The 26,824-nt window shown below is 59.4% G+C and carries 22 protein-coding genes and 4 pseudogenes; 14 read left to right on the top strand and 12 right to left on the bottom strand.

Annotation, left to right across the window (positions count from 1 at the left end; genetic code table 11):
* Positions 1-29 precede the first annotated feature (29 nt).
* Complete coding sequence (locus PQR54_RS24630; RefSeq protein ID WP_408250233.1) at positions 30-644, bottom strand: TetR/AcrR family transcriptional regulator; 615 nt, start codon at positions 642-644, stop codon at positions 30-32.
* 127 nt (positions 645-771) lie between these two features.
* On the opposite strand from PQR54_RS24630, the gene PQR54_RS24625 reads away from it, so the two are divergent.
* From PQR54_RS24625 to PQR54_RS24590, 8 genes and pseudogenes are all read left to right on the top strand, one after another.
* Positions 772-1,779, top strand: coding sequence for an SDR family NAD(P)-dependent oxidoreductase (locus PQR54_RS24625; RefSeq protein ID WP_408250231.1), 1,008 nt, complete (start codon positions 772-774; stop codon positions 1,777-1,779).
* 14 nt (positions 1,780-1,793) lie between these two features.
* Positions 1,794-2,540, top strand: coding sequence for an SDR family oxidoreductase (locus PQR54_RS24620; protein ID WP_408250229.1), 747 nt, complete (start codon positions 1,794-1,796; stop codon positions 2,538-2,540).
* 139 nt (positions 2,541-2,679) lie between these two features.
* Positions 2,680-3,066 (top strand): annotated as a pseudogene (locus tag PQR54_RS24615) (RidA family protein); the annotation flags it as partial.
* 42 nt (positions 3,067-3,108) lie between these two features.
* Positions 3,109-3,477, top strand: a complete 369-nt coding sequence (locus PQR54_RS24610; protein WP_408250534.1) for a RidA family protein — start codon at positions 3,109-3,111, stop codon at positions 3,475-3,477.
* The gene (locus tag PQR54_RS24605) at positions 3,474-3,707 is read left to right on the top strand and encodes a hypothetical protein (protein WP_408250227.1); all 234 of its coding nucleotides are present in this window, start codon (positions 3,474-3,476) and stop codon (positions 3,705-3,707) included. Before PQR54_RS24610 ends, PQR54_RS24605 begins: the two co-directional genes overlap by 4 nt.
* The gene (locus tag PQR54_RS24600) at positions 3,695-4,435 is read left to right on the top strand and encodes an SDR family NAD(P)-dependent oxidoreductase (RefSeq protein WP_408250225.1); all 741 of its coding nucleotides are present in this window, start codon (positions 3,695-3,697) and stop codon (positions 4,433-4,435) included. Before PQR54_RS24605 ends, PQR54_RS24600 begins: the two co-directional genes overlap by 13 nt.
* Positions 4,436-5,128: 693 nt before the next feature.
* The gene (locus PQR54_RS24595; RefSeq protein WP_408250223.1) at positions 5,129-7,600 is read left to right on the top strand and encodes a tetratricopeptide repeat protein; all 2,472 of its coding nucleotides are present in this window, start codon (positions 5,129-5,131) and stop codon (positions 7,598-7,600) included.
* Positions 7,601-7,931: 331 nt separating this feature from the next.
* Positions 7,932-9,377: an IS1182 family transposase gene (locus PQR54_RS24590; protein ID WP_408250221.1), complete on the top strand. Its 1,446-nt coding sequence runs from the start codon at positions 7,932-7,934 to the stop codon at positions 9,375-9,377.
* A gap of 746 nt (positions 9,378-10,123) precedes the next feature.
* Here PQR54_RS24590 and PQR54_RS24585 read toward each other — a convergent pair.
* On the bottom strand, positions 10,124-11,299 hold the full coding sequence (locus PQR54_RS24585) for a tyrosine-type recombinase/integrase (protein WP_408250219.1): 1,176 nt from the start codon (positions 11,297-11,299) through the stop codon (positions 10,124-10,126).
* A 160-nt stretch (positions 11,300-11,459) separates the two neighbouring features.
* Here PQR54_RS24585 and PQR54_RS24580 point away from each other — a divergent pair, with 160 nt between their 5' ends.
* The 5 genes and pseudogenes from PQR54_RS24580 to PQR54_RS24560 form a co-directional block, all read left to right on the top strand.
* Positions 11,460-12,494 (top strand): DNA-binding protein, encoded by a 1,035-nt coding sequence (locus PQR54_RS24580; RefSeq protein WP_408250217.1) that lies wholly within the window; start codon positions 11,460-11,462, stop codon positions 12,492-12,494.
* A complete protein-coding gene (locus PQR54_RS24575) occupies positions 12,491-12,694 on the top strand; it encodes a hypothetical protein (RefSeq protein ID WP_408250215.1) in 204 nt (67 codons plus the stop codon). Before PQR54_RS24580 ends, PQR54_RS24575 begins: the two co-directional genes overlap by 4 nt.
* A 186-nt stretch (positions 12,695-12,880) precedes the next feature.
* Entirely contained in the window at positions 12,881-13,159 is a 279-nt protein-coding gene (locus PQR54_RS24570; RefSeq protein ID WP_408250213.1) for an HU family DNA-binding protein, read from the top strand.
* A 44-nt stretch (positions 13,160-13,203) separates the two neighbouring features.
* Complete coding sequence (locus PQR54_RS24565) at positions 13,204-14,238, top strand: PDDEXK nuclease domain-containing protein (RefSeq protein ID WP_408250211.1); 1,035 nt, start codon at positions 13,204-13,206, stop codon at positions 14,236-14,238.
* Positions 14,239-14,585: 347 nt separating this feature from the next.
* Positions 14,586-14,753: pseudogene (locus PQR54_RS24560) on the top strand (IS5/IS1182 family transposase); the annotation flags it as partial.
* Here the strand turns inward: PQR54_RS24560 and PQR54_RS24555 are convergent.
* Both PQR54_RS24555 and PQR54_RS24550 read right to left on the bottom strand, forming a co-directional pair.
* A pseudogene (locus tag PQR54_RS24555) lies at positions 14,753-15,370 on the bottom strand (pyridoxal-phosphate dependent enzyme); the annotation flags it as partial. The pseudogenes PQR54_RS24560 and PQR54_RS24555 sit on opposite strands and share 1 nt — an antisense overlap.
* Before the next feature lie 604 nt (positions 15,371-15,974).
* Positions 15,975-16,244 (bottom strand): annotated as a pseudogene (locus PQR54_RS24550) (transposase); the annotation flags it as partial.
* A 916-nt stretch (positions 16,245-17,160) separates the two neighbouring features.
* Between PQR54_RS24550 and PQR54_RS24545 the strand changes: the two are divergent.
* On the top strand, positions 17,161-17,862 hold the full coding sequence (locus PQR54_RS24545) for an IS6 family transposase (protein ID WP_408250209.1): 702 nt from the start codon (positions 17,161-17,163) through the stop codon (positions 17,860-17,862).
* A 153-nt stretch (positions 17,863-18,015) separates the two neighbouring features.
* Here PQR54_RS24545 and PQR54_RS24540 read toward each other — a convergent pair whose 3' ends face one another.
* From PQR54_RS24540 to PQR54_RS24505, 8 genes are all read right to left on the bottom strand, one after another.
* Entirely contained in the window at positions 18,016-18,768 is a 753-nt protein-coding gene (locus PQR54_RS24540) for an SDR family NAD(P)-dependent oxidoreductase (RefSeq protein ID WP_408250207.1), read from the bottom strand.
* Positions 18,769-18,900: 132 nt separating this feature from the next.
* Positions 18,901-19,698, bottom strand: coding sequence for an enoyl-CoA hydratase/isomerase family protein (locus PQR54_RS24535; protein ID WP_408250205.1), 798 nt, complete (start codon positions 19,696-19,698; stop codon positions 18,901-18,903).
* Between the two features lie 156 nt (positions 19,699-19,854).
* Entirely contained in the window at positions 19,855-20,766 is a 912-nt protein-coding gene (locus tag PQR54_RS24530) for a LysR family transcriptional regulator (protein WP_408250204.1), read from the bottom strand.
* Positions 20,767-20,909: 143 nt separating this feature from the next.
* On the bottom strand, positions 20,910-22,271 hold the full coding sequence (locus PQR54_RS24525; RefSeq protein ID WP_171928475.1) for an MFS transporter: 1,362 nt from the start codon (positions 22,269-22,271) through the stop codon (positions 20,910-20,912).
* A 131-nt stretch (positions 22,272-22,402) separates the two neighbouring features.
* Positions 22,403-23,155 carry an SDR family NAD(P)-dependent oxidoreductase gene (locus PQR54_RS24520; RefSeq protein ID WP_408250202.1) on the bottom strand — a complete coding sequence of 251 codons (753 nt, stop codon included), beginning with the start codon at positions 23,153-23,155 and terminating at the stop codon, positions 22,403-22,405.
* Between the two features lie 28 nt (positions 23,156-23,183).
* A complete protein-coding gene (locus PQR54_RS24515) occupies positions 23,184-24,065 on the bottom strand; it encodes an SMP-30/gluconolactonase/LRE family protein (RefSeq protein ID WP_408250200.1) in 882 nt (293 codons plus the stop codon).
* A gap of 11 nt (positions 24,066-24,076) precedes the next feature.
* Positions 24,077-24,649, bottom strand: coding sequence for a nuclear transport factor 2 family protein (locus PQR54_RS24510; protein ID WP_408250198.1), 573 nt, complete (start codon positions 24,647-24,649; stop codon positions 24,077-24,079).
* Positions 24,650-24,709: 60 nt separating this feature from the next.
* Entirely contained in the window at positions 24,710-26,794 is a 2,085-nt protein-coding gene (locus PQR54_RS24505) for an acetate--CoA ligase family protein (protein WP_408250196.1), read from the bottom strand.
* Between the last annotated feature and the right edge of the window lie 30 nt (positions 26,795-26,824).

Genomic DNA, 26,824 nt, shown 5'->3' with positions numbered 1-26,824 from the left:
TGTCTCAGTGAACCGTTTCCGATAACCGGTCAGGCGCGCCGGGGCAGGAGAACCAGGTCGGCCGCTTCCTCAGCATCTTTGAGGAGTGTCTTGCGCGGCGTGCCCATCTGCGCACGCATGGTCAGCCCACGCGCCAGGTCAGTGACCTGGGTTGCGCGCGCGGCGACGGGAAAGTCAGATGGAATTTCTCCCGCACTGATACCGTCCCGGAAACGGCGTTCCACAAGCGCCGCGCCGCCCTCGACCGCGCTCTGCAGGAACCGCTGAACCTCAGCGTCGTTCACAAGCGGCGCGACGCATATCATGAGGCAGCCCCGTGCAGACCCTTTCTCGGTCGCACTTTCGACGGCGTACCTGAGAAAACCCGTGATCGAGTCGCGAAGACCCTGTGGTGAGAGGAGCGCCTTCGCGGCTAATGCGCCTTTCCGTTCTGCGTATACCTTAAGGGCGCGCGAGAATAACGTCCGCTTGTCCCCAAAGACGGCATACAGACTCGGTCGTCCCACGCCCATCCCGGCGACGAGATCGTCAATCGTCACTCCGTCGTAGCCTTTCGACCAGAACACCTGAATCGCCTTTTCCAGCGCCCCAGTCTCGTCGAAGCTGCGCGGTCGGCCCACGGGCCTGATGGTATTTTGAATCATTTAGTTTAAAACTCCTTGACAACTCCCGCTGCACCAATTTATAACCGAATAGTTCTAAATTATCAAGCCGATCTTGGCCTTGCAGGGCCTTACGACTCGACCATCACCGCTTAACCCGGAGACGTCCATGGAACATTCAATCGCGCTGGTCACCGGCACCACTTCAGGGGTCGGTTATGAGGCTGCCCGCTTGCTCGCCACCAACGGCTACCGGCAAGTCATCGTCACCGGGCGCAGCTTAGCCCGGGTTCAAGAAACGGTCGTTCAGTTCGCTGCTCAGAACAGGACTCAGGTCTTCACGCCGCTGGAGTTGGAGCTGGACGAGCCGACCAGCGTTCAATCCGCCCTCGCTGAACTCGTCAAGCGAGGTCAGCCGATTGATTTCCTACTGCTGAATGCCGGGCTGGTCCCAGGTAAAAAGCGGGTGATCACTGCGGCAGGCGTCGAGGCTTCTCAGGCCCCGCTCATCGGCCATCATCAATTAACTGTCGGGTTGCTCCGCGCCAACCTGCTGAGTCCCAACGCGCGGATCGTTATTGCCAGCGCGGAACCTGCCCGAGGGGGCGTACCCATGTTCAAGTACACCGACGTGGACGCACTCGCTGCCAGATATCATCAGGGCGACCTGACCGCTGCGATGGAAGCACTGCTGCGCAACGGACCGACCGTAAAGTACGTACCCAACAACGCGTATGCCGACGCGAAGCTCATTATCGCCTGGTGGGTTGCGGCGCTGGCACGTCGGCTACCCCCTGGCATGGCCGTGTTCGCTGTCTCGCCCGGTGCGGCGACCGCCACCAATGTGGGGCGAAACGCTGGCTGGGCGGTGAAATATCTAATGATCCCAATCGTGAGCCTCATTCCCGGCATGAATCAGACGCCGGAGACTGCGGCCCGTCGGTACCTTCAGGCGTCCGGGTTCGGAACCGACGTCTCCGGGCAATTCTTCGCCTCGGCCAAAGGGAAGTTCACAGGCCCAATTGAGGCGCAGCGCCAGCCACACCTCCTCGATGGCGCCAATCAGGAAGCCGCGTGGCAGGCCGTCGTCAATGTCTCCGGCGTGAACTTGTCGAACCGCGCATCCTTTGCGCCAAGCGTCGTACAAAACAGTTCAAAACTAGCAAGACAACCCTAACGGAGGAAAGCACTATGGAACGGTATGGAGAAAAACGAGCAGTGATCATCGGCGGTACGAGCGGTATGGGGCTCGCGACGGCGAAGGTGCTCCTTGATGGGGGGGCGCGCGTCCTGGTGACGGGGCTGTCGCAGGCCGGTCTGGAATCGGCGGAGAAAGAGCTTGGTAAGGAGGCCCTCGTGGTTTCGAGCGATGCGCGATCGTTGACCGACATCGACGCGCTCGCCGCTCAGGTAAAGGCCGAGTTCGACACCATCGACCTGCTTTTCGTCAACGCCGGGTTCAGCATTCCAACGCCCGTCGCGAACGTGACAGAGGCCATCTACGACGAGATGTTCAACCTCAACGCCAAGGGACCGTTTTTTGCTGTGCAGAAGCTCGCGCCGCTGATCAATCGGGGAGGCTCTGTTGTCCTCACGACCTCCGTCGCCAATGTCAAGGGATTGCCTGGCCAGGTCACATACGGAGCCGCCAAGGCTGCGCTGCGGTCATTCGCTCGGACGCTCGCTGCTGAGTTGGTTCCTAGCGAGATTCGTGTCAACGCCGTATCGCCCGGTCCCATCGACACGCCGATCCTCGACAAAGTGTTTCCCGATAAAAACGTGGCCGCCCAGGTTAGGGAGAAGACGATCGGCATGATTCCCATGAAGCGCTTCGGAACTTCGGAGGAAATCGCCAAGGCCGTTCTCTTCCTCGCGTTCGAGGCAACCTTCACGACTGGGGCCGAACTGCCGGTCGACGGTGGTTGGTCGCAGCTTTGAATTCGACGCGTCGGCGGCAAAGGGCCATCCCTGGAGTGCGCCAATCGCAATATCCACCTCGTGGCTCGCTCGATCCCATTTTGTCAGAAGAGGTTGAAGCGGGTCGGGCAGGTTCATCCCTGCATGAAAGGACAATTTTATGGCCCAGCGTGAAGCAGTGTTTCCTGCCAATCGGCATGACCTTTATGAGGCTCATGGTTATTCCGCAGCTGTGCGATCGGACGATCTCCTGTTCGTATCGGGGCAGGTTGGCAGTCGCACAGATGGTGCGCCCGAACCCGATTTCGAGGCGCAGGTTCGCCTGGCTTTCGCCAATCTGGAAGCCACGCTCGCAGCGGCTGGATGCACGCTTGACGACATCGTCGATGTCACGTCGTTCCATACGGATCCGGAAAATCAAATGGGCACCGTCTTAACAGTGAAAGACGAGAAGTTCCCGCAAACCCCGTTGCCCAACTGGACCGCAGTTGGAGTCAACTGGCTCGCAGGTTTCGATTTCGAGATCAAGGTAACCGCACGCATTCCGTCCAATCCATCGGCGTCGGTGGATCGCCGCAATCCCGCGACGATGTGGAATATGGCGTCGGGCGGGTTCTCGCAGATCAGTATCGCGGAACCGGGCCGAATCGCGTTCCTGTCCGGCCAGATTGCGGCAACGCCTGGCAGTGAGGGCGCGCCCAAGGACGTCGCTGGCCAGGCAAAGCTTGCGACGGCCAGCCTCGCGGCCGCGCTCGAGGAGTTGGAGGCGTCCGCGCGGGACATCGTTATGATGCGCGTCTATGTCGTAAACGCGACCACCGAATCGTTCCAGCAGGTTCTGACCGCGCTACGGGATCTGCTCGGTGAGGCGAAGCCCAGCATGACGACGATCGGCGTCCAGGCGCTCTATACGCCGGAAATCCTGGTCGAGATCGAAATGGCGGTTCGACTCTCATGACAGCAGCCACAGCGAGCCATTCCGTCCCAGAACAGGGAAAATTTCGCCGTGCCGTCGCGGCTTCTTGGGCCTTCCTGCAAGCGATAGATTCCACCAGCTTCGACTACACGCTCGATCGCATCGAACGCTTGGAACAGGATGTGGGGCGACTGAAGGAGAAATTGCGCCAAATCCCGGACCCGGCGGCAGTCGATGCGCACAAGTGTAGAGGTAACAAATGCCCTTATTGAAAAACAAGATCGCCGTCGTCACGGGGGGCGGCATCGGCCTCGCGACCGCCAAGAGGTTCGCCGAAGAGGGCGCCTATGTATTTATCGCCGGCCGCCGTCAGGCCGAGTTTGACAGAGCCGTTGCGGAGATCGGCAAGAACGTCACCGGCGTAAAGACCGACATCTCAAAGCTCGATGACCTCGACCGTTTCTACGAGGCCGTTGCCAAGAAGGGAAAGATCGATGCGATTTTTGCGGGCGCGGCCTTCGTCGAAAGGATGATGACTGCCACGGTGACACCCGAGCATTTTGACAATACCTTCAACGCAAACGCGCGCGGCACGTATTTCACCGTTCAAAAGGCGCTGCTTTACCTGAATGATGGTGCTTCCATCATCCTCGTAGCGTCCGCTGGGAAGAACAAAGGCCTTCCGGGCCGCAGCACCTACAGCGCCACCAAGGCAGCGCTCCGGTCATTTGCGCGGACGTGGACCAGCGAACTCAAGGAACGGAAGATCAGGACCAATGTGTTGAGCCCCGGCGCAGTCGACACGCCAATGTTCGACGACCAGTTCGCATCCAAAGAGGGCGCGGGCGAAGCGAGAAACCAAATAGCTGCGATGGCGCCTCTGGCACGCTTGGCGCGCCCCGAGGAGATCGCGTCTGCGGCTTTATTTCTGGCCTCCGATCAGAGCAGCTACGTCGCCGCCATCGACCTGCCGGTCGATGGCGGTCTGACGGCTGTCTAGACTGAAAAGGACTGTGCCGTACCCGACCTCTGCATCCCGCTACAAGCATAAGGGCCGCCGCCCGGATTTTTCACTAACCGTGTCAGCAGTTTTTCACTTACCTGACACAGTTTTCACTTTCTGTGTCACCCGACATGTATCCAGGCTGCGTTGAAAAACCGTGAACGGATTCGATTCAATGAACACTCGTCACGGCTCAACGTTATCGCCGCGAGTGGAGGGAAACACCAGTCCAGCGCGGTCGGCTCATCCTGCTCAACGCTTCAAGGTCCGTTGGCAGGTACAACGGCCATTCGCTGGGTCAGATTGACCCGCATGTTGTCGGCCTTTGCCGACATTCAGCTTTTGGCATTAAAGAGGCGGCTGCTTGGCAGCCTTCCGGACGTTAGCACATCATCAGCCGCAAATAGCAGGTTAGCGTCGCTATTATCCCAAGGTAGGCATCTTTCGCCACCGCTTCCGGGTATTGGTCATCGCGTGAACGTCTCCAGCGTGGCGGTGAAGGCCTACCCGGCTGCTTCAACGACCCGGTTTCTTACCGACGCGAGCGGCAGCACGTCGATTCGCCTAGCCCGTTTCAGTAATATATTGGCGATGCGGGGACCCGAAAGTACATGAGACACTGGGCCGACTCTCGTTTTGATCGTAGCGCGAGCGAATTGCGCCGAGAAATTTATTCCATGAACCAACGAAATGAACAATCACCACGAACTCGAAGGGCCGAAATTGCCTCGCGCGCGAATGGGCGCGTTCCGCGGAGACCCGCCTCGACTAGTGGCAAAAATATCCGTCACTGCCTTGTCGGCGGGAAAGGCTGAGTTTTCCGTGTCCGGGGAAGATGAAGAGTCGCGCGCCATTGCGGACCAACTGCGCCCGGACGCGCCACCCGAGCTGTCCCAGGAGGAATCCGTAAGTGAGACGCTATCTATTGCACTGAGTCGCGCGAAGGGACGTCTTACAGAGCTCGGATACCACGTGCAAGATCTCCCTCTGGGGGACACTGAGTTGACCTTCCAGTTTGATCCGATGCGAGGAATCGCACTGGGTGCATTTAAGGAGCTTCACGGGCATGATCAAGGCGCAGCTAAGCTTCACAACGACATTTTCAGCGCGATCAAAGGTGCCTTCCAGAAGGCAACCGATCAACTGGCCAACGAGATTCGCCGGCTAATCTCGACGGGAGAGCATCAGGCCGCGGCGGAGGCAGTGAGAGCCGCACGCAACGACGGCATGGTTTTCTTTGGGCCGCCGACGGACGGCCTCATCGACGCGCTTTACCAGATCGACACGGCTCGTCTGGACGACGAGCCGAAGCTTTTGATCTGTGAAACGCGGTTGGCGAACGCGACTCGACGGAGCAAGTACGACTCGGTCGAGCACGACATTCAATTTCTCCTGAAGCATCCGAATTGGCAAAGTGGCCCGAAGCGCTCGTCGCTTGAGAACGTCATGGCTATTGCCGCAAGAGCGCGAGGTGAGGTCGAGTTTGCGTTGGCCATTTGGCGCCGCTTGACGGCAAAGCCGGAAGAGCTTGATGCCGGCGAACGGGGTTGGGTCTGGAGAAATATGAGCTTGGCGTTGCCTCATGACGACCCCGAAGCGAGGCAAGCTGCGCGTTTGTCGGTCGATGCTTTCCTTCAGAATGGAGACAAACTGGAAGCCGCGAACAGCTTGATGCAACTATCGCAGCTACTCGAGTACGAAAGCCCTGAAGCAGCGTTGAAACAGCTCGACGCAATGATGGACCTTATTGATAGAAATGGGTTGATCTCCAATGAGCTTCGAGCTGCTGTGCATCATGCGCGCGGCAATCGCCTAGTTGAGTTACGGGACTGGACGAACGCACGCGACGAGGCCGCGCGCGCGATTGCACTCCGGCGGGACGTGCATGGGGCTGAAGATCAACTGATTTCCTCACTGTATCTCGCGTCGATGGCGGCCAAGAATACGGGGGAACAAGCCGAGTCAGAACGCTTTGATTGCGAGGCAAGTGAGTTGGCGCAAGCCACATCTTCGAGGTACTTCAGTTTGGCGCGTCGAGTCGCTGGCCTGTCCACACAGTTTGCCCCCGATGCTGCCGAATCGCTCCTCGCTGAGGTACGCGATTTTGGAAATGTCGAGTTGATCTCCGCCGTCCGCGTTTTGACGGCGATGCATGATGCAAAACTGACAGCCGCCGAGAGATTGGGAAAGCTGGAGGCGTTGCTGAGAGAATTGGAGCGGAGTCAACGGACCGACCGGATCATGCATCCGGTAAAGCTGGCGATCGCAACCACTCTGCGTGACGAGGGGCAACATGCGCGTGCAGCCACATGGCTCAGCCAAATTCTCGACGAAAACCCGCTGGACGTGGCGTCTCGGGACATGTTGGTCGACTCGCTATGGAAATCGAATGGTTGGGTTGAGGCCGCAAAGGTGCTTAAGAGCGAAATCGCAAAGCACGGCGAGCGAGGTGGGTTGCTTTTCGCTTACGGGCGATCCTTGGTCGAATCCGGCGATTTCGATACCGCAGTGTCAGCCCTGACGAAGGCCTTGAGTCTCGCGCACGATAACGAAGACATGCGCAAAACGATCTTGGCGATGCGCGAGCGGGCACTTATCGCCGGCGGTACGATTAAAGCGACGCCCATCGCTCCAGCAGCGATGCATGTGGCACGTGCTGAACTGGAAAGCGCTTTGAGGGACTACGCGACGTTCGTGGCCGCGGACAAGCGCATGGTGTTCTGGACGCGCGAATCGGCCCAATCAGACTACGAGTGGGCTGCAAGGCCAGAAAAACGGGCGCAGGATCTGCTCCATACCTTTCTCAAAGCTCGATTTCAAGATCGAATCTCTGTCTTTGAGGAGTTGGCAACGGGTGCGGGCCGGCTGGACATACTCTTGAAGTTTGACGGCGGGCTGTCGGCCGTGATCGAGTTGAAGATGTGCGGCTTCAGATATTCCAGCGCATATGCGGCTTCCGGCCAGGACCAGATTGTCCACTACATGGAAAATCGGGCGTGTCATCTCGGGTACTTGGTAGTTCACGATGCCAGGCTAAACGACTTCGGATCCGCGCTGATCGTGCCGGGTGCGACCGGAGAAAACACGGTTTTCGAGATCTTCGTCGATGTCCGACCGAGGGTGAGCAGCAGAAGTCGTCGCACGCCCCCGACGACTAACTAAGGGTGTAATCGCACTGAAGCGCAGTCGGAGCAGCTGTACGCGAGCCTCTCGAAACGCCATATCGATAGATTGGGTCGTGGCGGAGTCGTGCACATCTGCCTAGGGTGAGAATGACATACGCGGAATCCAAGTTGCGAACGTCCGCTGCGGCCAATGAAGGAACGTTCGTCTGCAACTATCGGATGGCCGGTTGCAGAGCGGAACCGACGTCGGAGTGTCCGAGCGAAGGGACGAGCGAACGACGCTTCATGGCCGGTTCGGTGAGGGTCCAGAGTGTGTGAAAACGCATTGATCGCCTAAACTGAATCAACGCACTGAGACCGGATGACTCATGAAGCGATTCGTTGAAGGCGATGACCGCAAGCAGGTCGCACTACTCCCGGAATGCGTCGATGACTACATCGGGCAGGACAACCCGGTCAGAGTCATAGACGCCTTCGTCGACGAGTTGGCCCTTGCCGATCTTGGTTTCAACGGTATTACGCCGGCGATGACGGGCCGCCCGTCCTATCACCCAGGCGTGATGCTCAAGATCTATATCTACGGCTACCTGAACCGGATTCCTTCGAGCCGGCGTCTCGAGCGCGAATGTCAGCGTAACGTCGAGCTGATGTGGCTAACAGGACGTCTCGCTCCGGACTTCAAGACTATCGCCGACTTTCGCCGTGACAGCGGCGCAGCCATTCGCAACGTATGCCGGCGTTTCGTCGAACTGTGCCGTGGGCTGAAGCTGCTATCCAGTGACATGGTGGCCATCGACGGTAGCAAGTTCAAGGCGTCAAACAGCCGCGACAGGAACCACACGGCTAGCAAGATCGACAAGCGTCAGCAGCAGATCGAGGAAAGCGTGCAGCGATATCTTGACCTGATTGAGACTGCAGACCGGACCAGTCCAACAGGTTTCGATGTGAAGACCGTTCGCCTGTACGAGAAGATCGCCCGCTTGCGCCAGCAGATGCGCGAGCTCGCACAGATCAGGAAGCAGTTAGAAAAACAACCGGACAAACAGCTGTCGATGACGGATCCCGACGCACGATCCATGGCAACAAGCGGAAGAGGCTCCGGCATAGTGGGCTACAACGTTCAGGCCGCCGTAGACACGAAGCATCACCTGATCGTTGAGCACGAAGTAACGAACGTTGGAAACGATCACGGACAACTCAGCAAAATGGCGGTGTCTGCAAAGGACGCGATGGGCAAGCCGAAGCTGAAGGTTGTTGCTGATCGGGGTTACTTCAGCGGCCCGGAGATACGGGCATGCGATCTGAACGACATCAGCGCGTACGTTCCCAAGCCGCTCACCTCCGCATCGCGGAAGAAAGGTCTGTTCACCAAGGCCGACTTTGTCTATATGGCAAAAAGCGACGTGTATCGATGCCCTGCTGGCGAGCGAGCCATCCTTCGATTCACGACCGTCGAGCATGACATGAACCTGCGGGTTTACTGGCCCAGCGCCTGCCCCCGTTGCCATCTCAAGGAACGATGTTCACCGAGCGACTATCGTCGCATCCGACGGTGGGAGCACGAGAACACACTGGAAGCCATGCAGCGCCGACTCGACCGGAAGCCCGATGCAATGACTATCCGCCGAAGTACTGTCGAGCACGTCTTCGGTACGCTCAAGCACTGGATGGGTCCTGCACACTTCCTTACCAGGACGCTCGGGCGAGTGAGTACGGAGATGAGCCTTCACGTGTTGGCCTACAACCTGAAGCGGGTCATGAACATACTTGGCGTTGCGGGGACGATGAAGGCCATGAAAATGGCTGGAAGCTAAGGCCCCGAGGGGCTTTGTTGTGCTCGCGATGTTCGATTAGTGCAAACTCGCCGCATCAAACTCGATCGACCTGACTGGCAATCAACCGCTCAGCGGAAAAAACGGAGTTTCCACACACTCTGGGTCGCCAACGGCCGTTTATTGGCTCTCCAATTCCCAAAACTTGAATTTGGCTGACTGACCGGTTTGGATAAAGTTTTCTGACGGGAGTGGGTCGAGTAAAGCCGATCGCCCAACGCGAGCGCACTTCTAAATCGCCTCAATTCACCCGATTGAGTGGGTGAGCGCCGTCTTCATTGCCGACAGGCAGGTCGGCTGACCGCCCTATCGCATAGTGAAAGTTGTCTCCCGTAAATGCTCACTCTGGGCCTGGGTTCCGACTACAAGTACGCAACTAACCGTCTGCCGCGCCTGCATCCTCCACAACCGCTAACCCCGTCTCTACAGCAGGCTCCAATCTACACTGCCGCAGACCAACACGAAACTTCATTTCGCCTGACCGGGCATCGCGGCGAGGTCGCCTGTGCGATGACGCGGGAAGCGCCCGAGGTGCCATTCTGGTTGCCGCCAGACGCTGACCAGATCCGCTTGCTCAAGGCGTTTGCGGACGGACGCCCGCCGCATCATTGCGGTCGCCGGAAGAAAAGTCCGCCTGCGTCCGGGTGAGTCAATCAGGCTCACCACCAACGCTGTCCAGATCAGCCGGTAGGTGGTGGTGAGTTATGGCTGCCATCGGTTACCCGTCATCACCAGTCAATACGGTGTTTCTCGTCGGTCTCGCGGTGTCGGCGATCGTCGTCGACGTGAAGATACTGGCTGGTCGTCGTCAGTGACGCGTGTCCCAGGTTATCGCGCACGAGGCGCAGGTCGACCTGCTGGTCGGCCATGTGAGATCCTGCGCTATGACGCAGCCAGTGCGCCGATGCCTGCTCGAGGCGATCCGCGCGCGGCGCATTGTCTTCACCACACGCACGCAAGGTTTGCGCGGCACCGCTGAAAACATCCTTCACGATCCGGTGCAACGCGGCGCGCGTGAGCGGTTTGAGCGACTGGCCAACCGGTAGCACGAGCGGCGTGTCCTCTCCCGGCGAGGGCAGGGCTGCCAGTCCGCGTGCCCGCCGGTAGGTGCCCAGTTCCGTCATCATTTCCGCGGTGGCGGGGACCAGCCGCTCCTTGCCACCTTTGCCCATCACTTCGAGCCACCAGCGATCCGTGCCGTTTTCGTCAACGCGCCGGAAAAACTGTCCCATCGTGTTCGTGCCGACCTCCGTGATGCGCAGACCGCCCAGATAGAGCAGGGTAAAAAGCCAGCGCACGCGCGCGTGATGTTCGCGTTCGCGAGCGGTCTGCACGGGCATGCCCTGAATGTAAGTCTTGACCTCGAGCCACAGCTCGGGCGACAGATACCGGACGATGCGCGGCCTGGCCCGTCGGGCGCGCTGACGCGACAGCGACAGCGGATTGCCTGCCAGATAACCGGCCTGCACGAGCCACGCGAACATGACGTTGAGGATCACCATCGCCTGGCGCTGGCTGGTCGCGGAAAGCGGACCATAGAACGGCCGCCAGCGCGGATCGTTGCGGGGGTGTTTGCGCCCGCCGTCAGCGGTCCACCGCGCGGCGGGCTGAGGATCGGCGAGGAAGTGCTGGTAGACCAGCAGGTCCTCGTGCGTGAGCGAGGAGAGCGGTTTGCCCACCTGGAGGACCGACCACAGCAGCAGCCGCTCGGCTTCCTTGCGGTAGTTGTCAAACGTGGTTTTCGTATCGGCGAAGCGGGCGAGCCACGCGCGAAGCGCGTCGAGATCGGTGTCAACGGCGACCTGCATGCGTCCGTTGGCGCGGTTCGTGCCGTGACGGCCATCAAGGCCAGAGGGCAGCTCCAGCGCATCGAGCGGGCGCGGGGCGGGCAGGGCGGTGGTCATGGTCGGGAGGCCCCGGTTGCTGGCATGGACGTAATTATGATCGCAACTGCTCGCAAAAATTCAACATTATAGGATTAATGTCAAAATTGAAGCGGAGTGGCGTTGTAAAATAACCGGTTTACGTAGTAATATTGATCAAAATCTACCGGTGGAAATCCTCATGAGTGACGTCCTGTCTCCTGACGCGGCGCTGGCGGCTGAGATCGAGCGCCTGAAGGCTGAATTCCCCAAAACCCGCGAGCTGTATCGCGAGGTCTGCGCGCTGCTGTTCTTCCGTCATGGCATCACGCCGACCGCCAACCGCCTGTATCAGCTCGTCCGGCGCGGCAGCATGGGCACGCCCACGGCCGTGCTGGTCGAGTTCTGGAAGGAGTTGCGCGAGAAGAGCCGGGTGCGCATCGAGCATCCGGACCTGCCGGCTGATCTGCAGGCGGCCGCAGGCGAACTGGTTGCGACGCTGTGGACCCGCTCCAGCACCGCGGCGCATGATGCGCTCGACGCGCTGCGCGACGAGGTCGAGGTGCAGCGGGGGAAGGCGCAACGGGCTGTCGTTGCGGCCCGGGACGAACTGGCTCGCGTTGAGGGCGCGCTCGAGCAGCGCACCGGCGCGTTGCTGGCCGCGCAGGTGGAGGTACGGGAGCTGGAAAAGGCACAGGCCGAAGGCCGCGCACAGCGACAGGCGCTGGAGGCAGAGCTTGAGCGGGTCCGGGCGACGCTGGCTGCGCGTGATCGCGAGTTCGTGGAGGTGCGTGAAGGATTCTCACGCGATCTCGGGAAGCAGCGGGACGCGACGGAACGCGCGGAGGAACGGTTCCGTGCCTCTGAAAATCGTGCCCTGCTGGAGATCGATCGAGAGCGAAGCGCCGCAACGAAACTGCAGAAAGAGCTGGACGAAGCCGTGCGCCGTGCGGAGCAGAAGGACGCCGATCATCGCCGCGCGTCTGAAACCATGCAGGCGCAGCTGGGCGACGCGCGTCATCAGGCTGGCGTGCTGCAGGGGCACCTCGATGCAATCCGGGCGGCCAACAGCGCGCACGCGCAGGAACTCGAGATCCTGCGGCGCCAGCCGCTCACTGCGCCCGCATCACGCCCGGAAACCGGGGCGCGCCGGAGCTCGCCGCAGTCAAAAGGCACAGTCCGGAAGGCCGGGTCACCCGCTCGCAAGCGACGTGCGTCGAAGGGTTCGGCGACATGAAGAAGGCGCCTGGAAGGCGCAGGCCGGCGGTCTGCCCGCCGATCGGTACGTTGATGCAATTTGGCGACCGGACGGTGCGAGTCGTCGCCGAGGCGAGCGGCCAGCGCGCCATCATCGAGTCGGTCGGTGGCGACGGCCGGATTTTTCGCAGTCACGTGAAATGGACGAACCTGCTGATCCTGACCGGGCAGCTGTTCTGAAACACGACACGCGAGGCGTCTGCACGGGTCGGGTAATTGTCTCTGCGCCGCGGAGAGTTTTGGAGGCCACATCCTGCGCGGCCTTACGGCGACTGGTTTGCCGGGATGGGCGGCGTCCTGTAAGGTATCAGGCTGACCCGCCCGGATGGAGCGGTTGACGCGTGCTCTTCGACAGAAAGGAAAATCATGAACAAACAGGAACTCGCTGATATCGTCGCGACTGCAACCGGCAACAGCAAGGTGGCCGTGGCGTCCGCCATCGACGCGATCATCGGCGCAGTGACGGGCGCGGTCGCGAGCGGCGAAGCGGTGCAACTGATCGGGTTCGGTACGTTTGCCACCGGTGCGCGCGTGGCCCGGGTTGGCCGTAATCCCGCCACCGGAACTGAAATGCAGATCGCTGCGGCCAAGACGGTCAAATTCACGGCGGGCAAGGCGTTCAAGGATGCGGTCAATGGCGTGTGACCGGATGACTGGCGCTGTTTCCTGACGTGGGAGTTCCAGCCAGCATGAATGCACTCACGCCCACACCGCTACTGAATGAAGTCCGGGATCTGATTGATTCGGCGCGTGAGCGCGCGGCGGCGGCCGTCAACGCCGAACTGTCGCTGCTGTACTGGCGGATTGGACATCGCATCCGCGCAGAGGTGCTGGGCGGTGCACGTGCGGAGTACGGCCGGCAGGTGATCGCATCGCTTGCGGGGGCACTCACCGCTGAGTATGGCCGCGGCTGGAGTGAGCAGCAGTTGCGGCACTGCCTGCGGGCCGCAGAGATTTTCCAGGACGAGGCAATTCTCTCCGCAGTGCGGAGAGAATTGAGCTGGACACACATCAAGACACTCATGTATGTCGACGACCCGCTAAAGCGCGAGTTCTACCTTGAGCTCTGTCGACTCGAACGCTGGTCGTCCCGGCAATTGCAGGAGCGCATGGATTCGATGCTCTTCGAGCGCAGTGCGATTTCGCGGAAATCCGCAGAAGCGATCGGGCATGATCTGGCGCAAATGCGTCAGGAGCGGCGCGTGCAGCCGGACGTGCTGTTGAAAGACCCGTATGTGCTGGACTTCCTCGGCCTGAACGATCATTACCTCGAAAAGGATCTCGAAGACGCCATCCTGCGCGAGATGCAGCAATTTCTGCTTGAACTTGGCGCTGGCTTCACATTTGTGGCCCGCCAGAAGCGGCTGCAGATTGATAACGATGACTTCTACATCGATCTGCTTTTCTACAACCGCAAGCTCAAGCGGCTCGTGGCAATCGAACTGAAGCTTGGCTCATTCAAGGCTGAATACAAAAGCCAGATGGAACTGTATCTACGCTGGCTGGCGAAACATGAGCAGGAACCGGACGAACTGCCGCCACTTGGCATTATCCTTTGCGCCGGCAAGAAACAGGAGCAGATCGAACTGCTCGAACTGGACAGGAGCGGCATCCACGTCGCTGAATACCTGACCGTGCTACCTTCCCGCGAGACCTTGCAGGCCAAACTTCACCAGTCCATCCAGGCAGCACGGCTGCGGTTGCGGGCCAAACCGGAAAAATGAGGCTTTAGGGTGCTGCTTTCAACGCTGATCGGTACACCGCTGGAACATAAGCCCGGAACGATGAACGGTTTGCAGTGACGGGTCGCGCTCAAAGCAATGCACGAACACGGGCGCGACCACCGCCGCTACAACTCTTACTTCGAAAACGCTCTCACTTTTACTTCATCGGACGGCAAAGCGGCACCGTGCTCAAACCACTCGAATGGCAGTTCCGGTCAATGGGGGAGGGTATGAAAGTCAGAGCTATCTATCCCTTCATTTGCGGACACCTGCCCTTGCAGTGGCCGGATGACGTCGCCGGATCGCACCTTGCGTGATGACGCTGGGCGCTGACGGGTAGCCGGCGTGCGCGCAACGATGAGCGCCACGGCGGGAGCGCGATCGATGGTCGCACGTCCCGGTATGCCAGCTACCGGATCAGCCAGATCATTCGCAAGCGCATCGAGGAGCATTTCGGCTGGGGTAAAACGGTCGGTCGGATCCGGCAGACGGGGATCAGCCCTCGTGATGTCCATCATGCTGGAAATGCGCCTGTCGACAGGTAACGATCGCCGCGATCACAAATAACGAACACGATCGTAGCGTTCTCGACTTCCCGGGCGATGCGCATTGCCACAGCGCATGCGCCACCCGCCGAAATTCCGCAGAAAATCCCCTCGATCGCAGCAAGACGTTGCGCTGCGGCCTCAGCCGTTGCCTGACCCACCGATTCGGTCCGATCGATGCGCGTGGGTTCAAAGAATGCAGGCAGATATCCGTCGGTCCATTTGCGTATGCCTGGAATCCGCGAGCCCTCTTCAGGTTGCACCCCGACGATCTGAACGGCGGAATTCTGCTCCTTCAGAAACCGGCTTGCACCCATGATGGTTCCGGTCGTCCCCATGGCCGATACGAAATGCGTGACGCGTCCCTGAGTTTCACGCCAGATCTCCGGACCGGTGCCTTCGTAATGCGCAAGCGGATTGTCGGGATTGGAGAACTGATCGAGAACGATGCCGCGGCCTTCCTGTTCCATCTGCGCTGCGATGTCCCGCGCGCACTCCATACCGCCTTTGGCAGGCGTCAGGATTATTTCGGCGCCATACGCCGCCATGCTGCGACACCGTTCCTCTGAGACATCCTCCGGCATGAGCTGTTGTCGTCCGTTAATTCTGCTAGCGATGTCCACAGAATTTGCTAATAGGAGATGAGCCGCGGAGCCCGCCAGGCATGGCGACGGGGGAAGATTGCCAGTAGTGTCACCCGTTGCGTTCCCGCAACGGGTGAGCAGGAGGATGTTCGTTAATTCTGCTAGCGCGTTCGTCATGTTTTCTAATTCGGCTAATGTGGCTCCGATCGACGCGACAGTTCCGCGAGCCACAGGCGGCGGCAAGGGAGATTGACGAAGGTCAATTTATTGGGATATTCAGGCGGTGCCAATCTTTTGAGGTGGACGAAAACGCTATAAAGGACGGGATTTTCTGCTGTATGTAGGATTCCTAATCAAATACGTGTTTGGAGGGCGACGACCGCAGTGTCATGCTGCTCCTAGTTAGTCGTTCCGGCCAAAGTGTTCGTGTACCGCTGGAAAAGCCCCGCTAGCAGAATTAATGGACACCATTAGCGCCTCTATGGGCACCGCCAGCAGATTTAGCGATCTTCAACAAATGTTGGAGACCAGCCGCCAAGCCGGTGAGCACAAAGCAACCGTAGCAGCGTTTTACCAAACCGGTACGCGTCCTGAGGCAGATCGCGTGCGCGCATGACAGCTCGTGCAATCGATCCCACACGCCTGCTTCTTGCCAGTCGCGTAAGCGGCGCCAACAGGTCACGCCGGAGCCGCAACCCATTTCGGCCGGTAGATCGCGCCATCGCAGCCCTGTGCGTAGCACAAACACAATGCCGCGCAATGCTGCGCGATCGGGTACCGGTTTGCGACCTGGGTACTTCTCGCGTCGAGCCTTTGGTTGTGGCAGTAAGGGTTCGATTCGTTTCCACAATTCGTCGTCAATGATTGGCTTGTCCATCCCCTTGATCTCGTCGTCACGACAGCCAAGGTTAACAGCACGTTCACGAAGTTAACAGCCCCTTCACGTCTTTTTGAAACCGCCTCTAAGAAGGTCGCTGCGAAAAAGACGCCGGCAGTCAAGGCGGTTACTACAATTCCGAAACCACCGTGGCGTCGGCGACGTCGGGGCAATTGGCCGCGTGACGGCGTTTGGTGAGCGATGGCAACCCATCGAGGCACGTACCGCAGAGACGCGGTCCAACGATTTTTTTGCGACTAGCGAACATTGGGCCACCGCATCCCACTTACAAGTCGCGATCCTTCTAGCCAAACGTGTCCGACTTCTATGGAATGACGATTCATGTTAGGAGGAATGTGCACGATGAGGTCCGTACAGTATGTTTGCGCGTCGAGCAGCAGGAAAATCGATGGAACGCTCGACGAGAACACAGCCTGGTTCGAATTCCGTCAGGTTGCCCATCTGTTCGGCATGAGTCTCGAACAGGCAGCCAAGTTACTCCGGCAAGCGGGCGCGACCGGCGACATTGAGCCTGCAAAAGACGTCAGGTCGTCCGACCGTTGCAAGTGCTTGTTGAGTCACCGGGCAGTCGTCGCGGTCGGATACCAGGTCAACTATGGTCGGGCAACAGCCTTCCGTCACTGGTGCGCCTCGGGCCTGACCGTCCTGTTCCGTTAATTCTCCTTCTTACTGACAGTTCGATAGTCCGTTCGAAAACGTACTCAGTCGCACGGCTGAAATGCGTCGACTGTGACCGTCAGCACCAGGCAACGCTTCCGCCCGCAGCCGGTGTCTGTGGCCGACGAGCGCTGTCGACAATAGGTGCCGTCCCCCTTCCTTTACGCAACGTATGGGTTTTGTCGCAGTATGGCGTTCTGTTAATCTGACTGGATCGAAACGGTCGCGTGGGTGAGGAATGAAGGCGCTGGATCCGGGTGTGGCACGGGTGCTTAAACGGTTACACTATCCGCTGGAGGTAATGCTGACCTGCGTGCGCTGGTACGTTGCCTATCCGCTTAGCTTGCGTCATCTCGAGGAAATGATGGCCGAGCGCGGGATTGCGGTCGATCATTCCACGGTGCAGCGCTGGGCCATCAAGCTTCTGCCCGCGCTTGAGAAGGCCTTCCGCCGGTGCAAGCGAGCGGTCGGCAAGAGCTGGAGGATGGACGAAACCTATGTGAAGGTCCGCGGTGAATGGAAGTACCTCTACCGAGCCGTCGACAAGGAAGGCAACACGGTCGATTTTCTTCTGCGAGCCGGGCGGAACAAGGCTGCTGCCCAGCAGTATTTCGAAAAATCGATCCAGCAAAACGGCGCACCAGAGACGGTGACGATCGACAAAGGCGGAGCCAATCTGGCCGCGCTGCACGCGGTGAACGCCGAGCGCGACACGCCCATCAAGGTCCGTCAGGTAAAGTATCTGAACAACGTGGTTGAGCAGGACCATCGGGCCATCAAACGTATCATCCGGCCGATGCTCGGGTTCAAGGACTTCCACTGCGCGCGTGTCATTCTGAGCGGCATCGAAGTGATGCACATGATCAAGAAAGGGCAGATGAAGGACTTTGGCAAAATCCCACTTTCCCCCGCGCAGCAGTTCCACTCGCTCATTTCATAAGCAATACATAACAATTGCGTTTGCTCGTCCATCCCGTCTTACTGCGACAAAACCCGATACCGTCCTCTTCAATCGTTTAGCGACGAGAGGCCTAACCCATGCCGACCCCATCGCTAATGGAAACCGCCGCTTCGGACGCGAAAGACTGAAGCATTAAATATTCGTAAAGGTAATACCCCCGTCGACGGCAAGCCATTGCGCGGTGATGAAGCCGGCGTCGTCCGAAGCCAGATACACGATCGCCTTGGCGATGTCATCTACGTTGCCCAAACGGCCCAGTGGCGTCGTGGCCACGCGCCTCGCGTCGCGCTCTTCGTTCCGGTTGCGCTCTGTTCCCTCGGTCCGCACTGCAGATGGGCAAACAGCGTTGACGCGGATTTTGCGCGTACCGAGTTCTGCCGCTGCTGCACGCGTGATGCCGAGGATCCCAGACTTAATGCCCGAGTAAACAATGGATTGGCTGGCCGAGCGCAGCGCTGCCGTCGATGCGACATTGACGATTGCACCGCCTTCGGTCATTGCCGCAGCTGCGGCCTGAATACCCCATACCACAGCCTTGAAGCCGATATCGAGCATTCGATCCATGGTTTCGGGCGCGATGTCCGGAACCGACTGGTAGCGCACCCATGCCGCATTGTTGACCAGAATGTCGAAGCGACCACCCTTGGCATGGACTTCGTTCACTGCGTCAGTAATGCCCTCGCGGGTGCTCACATTTTTCACGACCGGGATGGCCTGGCCGCCGGCATCGATCAGTGCGGCCACAGTATCGTTGACCAGCTCCTCCTTCAGATCATTGACGCCAACAACAGCGCCGCGGGCCGCGAGTCGAAGGGCCGTCGCCTTGCCGATCCCCGCGCCAGCGCCGGTCACAAGGGCGTAACGTCCGACCAAATCCTGTTGCATTGCTGTCTCCGTCGATAATTTTTCAAGGTGGGCTTTATAGCGGCTGTCGAGGACTATGAAGTGGATTGCAACCAGTCAAGAATCCCGAATATCGGGAATGCTTAACTAATGTCGGTGCGACCAGGGCGTGTCCTAACGGCCCTTGAATACCGGTTCACGCTTTTCCAGAAACGCCATGCGCGCTTCTTTGGCGTCTTCCGTCCTGGAAAGCATCATCGTGATGTCCTGCTCGTGACGGTAAGCTTCGCGCTGAGGCATCTGATCGGTGAAATTCGCAGCCTTCTTCGCCTCGATGAGCGCGATGGGCGACTTCCTGGCGATGCGGCGCGCAAGTTCCATGACGTAAGGCAGAAGCGTGTCCGCAGGCAGCACGTCTTCCAATACATTGCGCCGGAGGAGATCTTGAGCCGTCAGTTTGTCGCCGGTGAAGAACATGCGACGGACGGTCGAGCGACCGAACAGGGTGCGCAGCATCGACGCTCCACCGGCCAGACCAACGTTGATTTCCGGCATCGCGAATACGGCGTTATCGCTCGCGTACATGATGTCGCAAGCGGCCATCAGACCCAGGCCCGCGCCCAACGCCGCGCCATTAACCGCTGCTATCACAGGCTTCACGCATTCCTTAATCGCATTGCCCGTCTCTCGGGTCCAGCGATTGTGGTCGAGGAAGTCTCCCGGGACATCGGGATCAGGGCGGTCACGCAGGTCCGCGCCCGAACAGAACGTGTCGCCGGCACCGGTCAGCACCGTACAGCGAATGTCGTTGCGAGCGCTGATTTCGTCGAATACTGCAATGAGACGGCGACGCATGGCCCGCGACAGCGCGTTTTTGACCTCCGGGCGATTCAGCGTAACCAAACCCACGCCGTCCGTGACTGCCAGGGTGACAGAGCAAATCTCTGCCCTGGATGCTTCGCTCATGGTCATGTCGTCTCCTGAAGGGATTTTTGTCTGGTTGACGAAAATTGTAATGCCTCCAGGGCGGACGATTTTCAATCAAAATCGGGTTCTGATTTGCCGGAAATAACGTAATTTGCACGACACGGGGCGTTATCATGTGCCCCGCGGATCGCATAACTCATTTCATGGCGACCCGTAGGCGGAAAATCTGAGCTCCGGGCCGGACACGCGGGAGGCCACGAAATCCAGGAAGAGGCGGACCTTGGTCGGGATGGCGGGTGAGTCGATGATCGTCGCGTACATGCCATCTTCAAAGCTGGAATTGGTCACCTGATAGTCGGGGAGTAGCCGCGCTAGTTTGCCACTGATGAGATCCTTGTGAACGGTGTAGTCATCCAATAGGACGATACCTTCGCCCATGCGCGCGAATTCCAGCAGAGCAATGCCATTGTTGGTGATGTGGCGAGGCTGAAAGTGAATTTCCGTTTCGGCGCCGTCTTTTCGGAATCGCCACGAATAGCTCGATCCCGGCATGGAATACGCGATGCATTGATGGCTCTTCAGTTGTTCCGGCGCCATGATGGAGCTTCGACCAATGAAGTAACCTGGGGAGACGACCAGGTAGCGGTCACTTCGAAACATAATTCGGCGTTTGATCCCGGATTCGACCGGTGGAGCAATCCGAAAATCAATATCGACCGGATCCTTGTTCAGATCCGATGGCGCTTCGCTTAGCGTCAGTTCGATCTGAATGCTCGGGTACAGCTTGGAGAACTCGGCAATCAGTGAAGGCAATACGCCGAGGCCGAACATGACTCTTGAATGCACTCGCAGCGTGCCCAAGGGTGCTGAGGTGATCGACGAGATACTCCGGTGGGCATCGTCAATGCTTCGCAGAATGCCTTCGACGTGCTTTGCGTACTCTATTCCCGCTTCGGTGAGCGTGACCAGGCGGGTAGTGCGGGTGAACAGCTTTACCTTCAGATCATTTTCGAGGTCGAGAACCATTCTCGAAACAGACGCGGGGGCGATGCCAAACTGGCGGGCAGTCTCCGAAAAGCTTTTGTTCCTGGAAATGGAAAGGAAAAATTCCATTGCACGAAGTCTGTCCACGAAGTCTCACTTTCCCTATTGATATGAACAGGGCTAGTAAAAACGGGTTGCCCCGATCGGAAAGAACAAAAGCCGCTACACATTGGTAGCGGCTTCGCCGAATTGCAATCGTAGTCGCTCAACCGTTAGTGGACGGCTTCACCTGAGGGCAGGCCGACATAGCCACGCCGCAATGCAGGGATGCGGAAGCCGATGCAGAAGATTGAAACCGAAGCGATAACTGCCGGGAGTGCAATCCACGCAACGATGGTCGTCAGCGGCCAGCCCAAGCCAATCATAACAGGACCCAGGAAGGTGCCGGCAATGCCGCCAAAGCGGCCCACGCCAAGCACCCAGGCTGCGCCTGTGGCGCGGCTGCTGGTCGGGTACATTTGCGTCGCGAGCGTGGACATCGAGGAGCAAGCGCCGTTATTGGTCATTGCCGCTATGACGAGCAGCGTGAGCAATGCATCACCGTGCGCACCGCTGATCGAGACAAGGAGCGCCATCGACATGGAGATCGCAAAGTACGCGGAGATAACGCGGACTGGGCCGAACTTGTCCATCAGAACGCCGGCCAGCAGGATGGCGGCACCCGAGCACCAGTTGAACCACATCATCGTGTTTGCCGTCTGGGCGAGCGTGCGGCCATCTCCTTGAAGAATCGTCGGGAGCCACATGCTCAGCACATACAGTGTGATCGTGGAACAGATGTAGGCAACCCAAAGCAGCATCGTTGGCCATCGCAGCCTGGCGGAAAACAGTTCCGAGACCGGAAATTTGCGCTTCTGAACCGTAGCCGCCACCTCGGCGACGAAGGTCGTGTCGGTGAAATCGGCTGTAGGGTCTATGCGCTTCAATGCCTTCACAATTTTGTCTTGCCCCTTGCCCGCCGTCGCCAGGTATCGAACCGACTCCGGAAGAAAAAATGCGAGCAGCACTGCAACGACGATAGGTGCGATGCCGCCGACGATCAGATAGCCTTCCCACCCATGTGTCGGAATGACCGATTTGGCCAGCGGGCCGGTGATGCCGCCGCCGACTGCGAAACCGAACAGCATGAAGTTCACGGCACGCGAGCGCATGCGCGACGGAAGAAACTCGTTCACGAGCGTCGCGCACAGCGGGATGGCAGCGCCAAGTCCAACGCCGGTCAGCAAACGCGACCACATCAGTTCGGTCACGTTCGTCGAACAACCTGCAGCGATTGAAAATACACCGAAAAAGGCGACCGAGGTCACCAGAATGACACGACGACCGATGCGATCGGCGAGTGGCGCTCCGAAAATTGCGCCGATGCCGATACCGACCAGCGCGGCACTGAGTACCGGCGCTAGATCCGATTTGGTAACGCCCCATTGCTTCATCAGAGTAGGTGCGATCAGGCCCATCGCCGAGGTGTCCAGACCATCGAGAACGATGGTCAGAAACATCAACATAAAAAGAATTGCGTGGAAAGGTTTGAGTGGTCGTTGATCGATAAACGACTTCACGTCGATCGTCTTCATGCTGCTGTCTCCTGTTATGTTGTCAACGGACCTAATGGGCACTGTGGTCATATCTTGCATGTCCATGCCGCCCTGCCGTCCTTTTCGGTTCTTACATCACGCTTTACATCACGCCAGACCCTTTGCGCGCTTCACAGATAAGAAATGGCGGACCCGCCATCCACGCGAATGCATTCACCGTTGACGAACGCGCTTTCGTCCGAGGCCAGGAAGCACGCGGCATTCGCGATGTCGTCCGGCAGGCCGAGACGCGGCATCGGCGTCTTGGCCTGACGAACCTTGCGCGTCTCTTCGGATACGTTCTTGGCCACGCCTTCAGTCTCCGTGTATCCCGGGGCGACTGAATTCACGCGAATGCCACGTGGGCCTAGCTCCGCCGCGGCAGCGCGCATCAGCCCGAGAACGCCAGCCTTCACGCCGCAGTAAACGAGCGCCCTGGGCAACCCGATGAAGGCCGACGACGATGCGATATTGACGACTGAGCCGCCGTCTTTCATGTATTGTGCCGCCGCCTGAATGCCCCACACGACAGAACTGAAACCCGTGCCGGTCATCATGGACACGTCTTTCTCAGTGATGTCCAGAACCGGAGCATAGCGAACCCACATTGCGTTGCTCACGATGATGTCGAAGCAACCGGCAACTTCGACGAGGCCTGCGGCGGCCTTAAAAATAGTGTCGCGCTCGGCGACGTTGCCGCCGAAGGCATGGGCGACTCCACCCTGTGCGTCGATTTCCTCGGCTGCGGCCTGAGCCCCGCCGACATCGCGATCCAGAATGCCGACGACGGCACCCTCGCGGACAAATTTATCGACAATGCCGCGACCGATACCTTGGGCGCCGCCCGTCACAAGCGCGACTTTGCCTTCCAGTTGCTTCGCCATTTCTGCTCCTGAACGTCGTCCGATTGGTTTACTGATCTTTGAAGCGGCACTCCGGCAGGCCGCGCACACCTGTACCGGTGATGGCTACGACGGCCCCGGCATTCGGGTTCTGGCTCTTGAGCGCATTCCCGCTGTTGCTGATGCTGGTCACGAAGATCGTGTCGAGAGCCGGCCCCCCGATAGACGGGCAGGTCGGGTAGACAGTAGGCAGGTCGATGATCCGATCCAGCCGGCCGTCGGGTGTGAAGCGAGCCAGTTGTCCCGAGATGACCAGCGCCGTCCAGAGATTGCCGTCGGCGTCGATAGTCGCCCCGTCCGGGCCTGATTTGAGCGATGTCGTATCCACGAATAGCGTCCGCTCGCTCAGCGTACCGGCCGAAGAGTGGTAGGCGTAACGGCGCAACTGGCAACTCAAGCTATCGGAGAAGTAGAGATACTGGCCATCGGGAGAAAAGCATGTCGAGTTCGTGATGCAAATACCCGTATCCAGAACCTTCAGGTTGCCTTCGCCATCCAGTTGATACAGTTCGCCCGCGGGTTCACGGCGGCCGAGCGCCATCGAACCGAGAACGAGACGGCCTTCGCGATCAACCCGCCCATCGTTCAGGCGGATATTGGAAGCCGGGTGCGTCACATCGACGAAGTTCGTCAGCTCGCCGCTGTCAGTATCCAGGAAAACAAAGCTGCTCACAAGTGCGACAAGTAGACGACCGCTCTCGCACAATGCAATAGCGCCGATCTGCGACGGCATTTTCCATTCGCGAAGCGTATTTGCTTCCATGTCGCGGGCTTTCACGAGACGCGCGTTGGAATCGATCCAATACAGAATCTGCTTGCGGTCGTCCCACAGGGGGCTCTCGCCCAGCGCGTCACGGGATTCTCCGCAAATGCTGATGTTGTGGTTTGTCATGATGCTTTACGTCAATCGCCTCGTTGCGTAGCGTTGTGCGCCAGAATTTCGGCACGGACTTCGTAGAGCGTGTCGTGAGGGGAGTGGGCACCGAGCGGGCGACGCGCCGTTCCGAACATGCCGGTTTCGGTGGAATCGGTCACCGGCGTGCTACGCGACCAGTCGTAGACCACTGTACGGGCCGCAACCTTCCATTCGCCGCATCGCTTTTCGAAACGGTCGATATAGCGGCCGTAGAGCGAGACTTCAGTGACCGTGCCCGGCACGACCTTGCGGTCTTCCTGAACGGCGTGGAAATAGCTCTCCGTCAATGCCTGGTCGCCGTGCAACTCGATCATGATGTTGCCGACCAGGTGAACGCCGCGACTTGGGGGTCTCAGCGCTCCCAGCAGCCAATCGCAGAATCCGGTTGCCGAGCCCTGGTAAGGGCCGTGGCGGTCCGTTGCGTCTGTCCAGTAGGTGGCGCGCAACGCCGCCTCGTCACGCCGATCCACGCCTCTGCAATAGCGGTAAAGACATTCGCGAATGGCTTCGCGGTCGAGCAGATCCTGCACTGCCTGATTCGACACTTCGTTGTTGTCCATATGGTTGCCTGGCTGGAAGATAAAACACCGATGGACGCACCGGCGCTGTCTGTCTTTCCGCTATTGCTTGAAGATGACGGCGTCTAGTACGGCGGCGCCGGTCTCACGTACAACCAGCGGATTGACGTCGACGCTTACGATGTCCGGGTGGCTCATCGCGAAGTCAGAGAGTTTGACCATGGCCTTGACCAGGGCGTCGATGTCTTGGGGCGCAGCGCCACGCCAGCCCTTCAGGAGTGCCGTCGCCTTTACCTTGTCGAGCGCCTTACGTGCGCGCGCATGCGTGAGCGGGGCAGAGACCAGGGACACGTCCTTGTACAACTCGGTATTGACACCGCCGGCACCCACGAGAATCATCGGACCGAAGGTGGCATCGTTGTTCATCCCGAGGATCATTTCTGTGCCGCCGACGATCATCGGACACACAAGAATGCCGTCGATCTGCGCTGCGGGTGCACGGGCGCGAACGCTGTCCATGATCTGCCGGTGGGCCGCTCGCACGCCGTCCGCGTTCCTGACGTTAAGGGCTACGCCAGCAACCTCCGTCTTGTGCACGATCTGCGGGCTCACGATCTTTAGCACCACGGGGTACCCCATTGCATCGGCGGCGGCAACCGCCGCCTCGACGTCCACGGTCAGAACGTCTCGCGGCACCGGCAGGCCAGCGTCGGCCAGTGCTTCCTTCGCCAGCGCTTCCGTGCTCACGTCGCCTAGTGCATGAGCCTGCCGCGTTGCTTCAACTGGCTCATACAGGTCGGCCCAACGTGCGCGGATCGTTGCCGCGGCGCCGAGTGCGAGCGTGGCACGCGTCGCGTCGTTGAATACCGGAATGCCGATCTCCTCAAGCTCGCGGTCCACCTCGGGCACGGAGAGCGTGACGATGACGACGTCGCGCCCGGGATGCCGTGCCTTCAGTTCGGCAAGCGGCTGTGCATAATTCATCTTGAATGACGCGGGTGCCAGGCCCGCCGATGCCAGATACGCCAGCGTCGTACCGTAGCCGCTGTTCGAGAGCATGAGATCCAGCGCTCGAACCGTGCCATTCTTGACCGATGTAATTTGAGCCGTAACGTCGAGCGGGTTGGCTGCGACCGCAAAAGGAAGCAGTTCGAGCATGGCCGTCCTGGCGGCTTCGGGCAGTGCAGGCATAGTGAGCCCTGAATCGCCGCATGCGTCCGCGACCATCACGCCGATGCCTCCCGATGACGTGAGAACAGCCAGTTCGTTGTTGATGGGCAGATGACCCGTGGTCGAGATGAGGTACGCAATGTCCAGCATCTGTTCTTGCGACTGCGCGCGATATGCACCGCACTCCGAAAAAACGGCGTCATAGGCAGCGTCGTTACCCGCGAGGGAACCCGTGTGGGTTGCTGCAGCAGCCGCCCCGAGTTCCGAGCGGCCGACCTTCATGATGATGACGGGCTTTTGCGCTTTGGCAGCTTTTAGAAGTGCACGCCGCAGTTTCTGACCGTCCCTCGCCGATTCAAGAGCGGCCATGATGACCCGGGTGCTGGGATCGCCGGCCAGATAGTCAATGGCTTCCGCGACGTCCACGTCTGCTTCGTTGCCGGTAGCCACAATCTTGCTGAAGCCCATGCCGCGCAGCGTTGCTGCGCCGTAAAGAGCGGAGCCGAAGGCGCCCGACTGCGTGGCCAGCGCGATGTTGCCAGCCTTTGGGCGGACGCCGTAAAGCACGACCGAGAATGTCGAGAACAGGCGGGATTCGACGTTTAGCAGACCAAGCGAATTCGGGCCGATCATGCGCACGCCGGCGGCTTTGCACATGGCCGCCATCCGCTCCTGAGCGGCTCGCCCTTGGGCGTCGATTTCGGCGAAGCCCGCGGTCAGCACGACCACGGATTTGACACCCTTCTGGATCGCATCGTGCAATGCGGATTCCACGCTCCCGGTCGGAACCACGATGATCGCTTGATCGGGAACACCGGGCACGTCGAGAACAGACGGGTAGGCAGGCAGCCCCTGAATTTCCGAGCCGCTGCGGTTGATCGGGAACAGTGCTCCTTCATAGCCGGATTCGCGAAGGAATCGCAGTACGCGACCGCCGATGCGGTCCGGATCCGACGAGGCGCCGATGATGGCCACCGATTTTGCGTCAAACAGTGCGCTAAGAGTAGACGATGTCATGGTATGCGAGTGAGGTCGATGATTCCCCGG

The sequence above is a fragment of the Paraburkholderia phytofirmans genome, from assembly GCF_046028095.1.
Lineage (GTDB): Bacteria > Pseudomonadota > Gammaproteobacteria > Burkholderiales > Burkholderiaceae > Paraburkholderia > Paraburkholderia phytofirmans_A.
This window is presented reverse-complemented; position numbering and strand designations above follow the sequence as displayed.